Origin of the sequence: Acinetobacter sp. SFA (genome assembly GCF_001647535.1) — a bacterium.
GTDB lineage: Bacteria > Pseudomonadota > Gammaproteobacteria > Pseudomonadales > Moraxellaceae > Acinetobacter > Acinetobacter pecorum.
In genome coordinates this window covers 1-1,502 of the sequence record NZ_LSZI01000013.1, presented here as the reverse complement: position 1 = coordinate 1,502, position 1,502 = coordinate 1, and the positions used below count along the sequence as shown (strand labels likewise).

The 1,502-nt window shown below is 50.9% G+C and carries 1 protein-coding gene; it reads left to right on the top strand.

Annotated elements, in window-relative coordinates; genetic code table 11:
• Positions 1–51: 51 nt before the first annotated feature.
• The coding region (ahpF, locus tag AY607_RS06825; protein ID WP_064102175.1) for an alkyl hydroperoxide reductase subunit F at positions 52–1,502 on the top strand (1,451 nt) is incomplete at its 3' end.

The window sequence follows — 1,502 nt, the reverse complement described above, 5'->3', positions numbered from 1 at the left end:
TCCTATCATGGCTGTATCAAATAAACATTTACTCCTCTGGAGGCGTTAGCAATGTTAGACCAAAATACTTCTGCCCAACTTAAAACCTTACTTGAGCGCCTTGAAGGCCCGATTGAACTGGTGGCTACCCTGGATGGCTCTGACAAGTCAGACAAGATCAAGGAACTGGTCGAAGAGATTGCGGCACTTTCTGATCAGGTGACTGCCCGCTTTGATGGGACCAATAAACGTGTGCCAAGTTTTGGTATTGCCAAGGCCGGTGAACAGCCACGCGTGTTCTTTGCAGGCTTGCCGATGGGACATGAGTTTACTTCCCTGATTCTGGCATTGCTGCAAACTTCCGGTTATGCACCCAAAGTCTCTGATGAAGTGCTGGAGTCGATTAAAGGCCTGGGCATTCAATCCGACTTTGAAGTGTTCGTCTCCTTAAGCTGCCATAACTGTCCGGATGTGGTTCAGGCACTCAACCTGATTGCCATCTACAACCCGGGTACCACAGCCACCATGATTGATGGTGCCTTCTTCCGGGATGAAGTCGAAGAACGCAAGATCATGGCTGTTCCGATGGTGTTCCAGGATAACCAGCACATCGGTCAGGGTCGTATGACACTGGAAGAAATCATTGCCAAACTGGATAGCAATGCAGCTGCCAGAGATGCTGAAAAGCTGAATGCCAAAGACGCCTTTGATGTACTGATCGTCGGTGGCGGACCTGCAGGCAATACCGCTGCGATCTATGCGGCACGTAAAGGCATTAAAACCGGGATCGTGGCTGAACGCATGGGTGGTCAGGTCATGGACACCATGGATATTGAAAACTACACGTCTATCCAGAAGACCCAAGGTCCGAAGTTTGCAGCGGAAATGGAAGCACACGTACGTGAATACGGTGTCGACATCATGAACCTGCAACGGGTATCCAATATCAAAGGTGCAGATGAAACTGCCAATGGCCTGGTGGAAGTCACCCTTGAAAACGGTGCCAAACTTGAATCGAAAACCGTGATTCTGTCGACCGGTGCACGCTGGAGAGAGATGAACGTTCCGGGTGAGCAGGAATATAAAACCCGTGGTGTGGCCTACTGTCCGCACTGTGATGGTCCTCTGTTCAAGGGTAAACGTGTTGCGGTCATCGGTGGCGGTAACTCGGGTGTCGAAGCGGCGATCGACCTGGCCGGTATTGTAGAGCATGTAACGCTGGTGGAATTTGATACCAAGCTGCGTGCCGATCAGGTACTGCAGGACAAGCTGAACAGCTTGCCGAATACCACAGTCATCAAGAATGCCCTGTCGACTGAAGTGCTGGGTGACGGTTCACAGGTGACCGGTCTGAAATACAAAGACCGTGCGACTGATGAAGAGCATACGGTAGAACTTGCGGGGATCTTCGTGCAGATCGGCCTGTTGCCTAACACCGACTTCCTGAAAGAGACTTCGGTTGAGCTGACTAGTCGTGGCGAGATTGTGATTAACGATCGCAACGAAACCAATGTGAAAGGTGT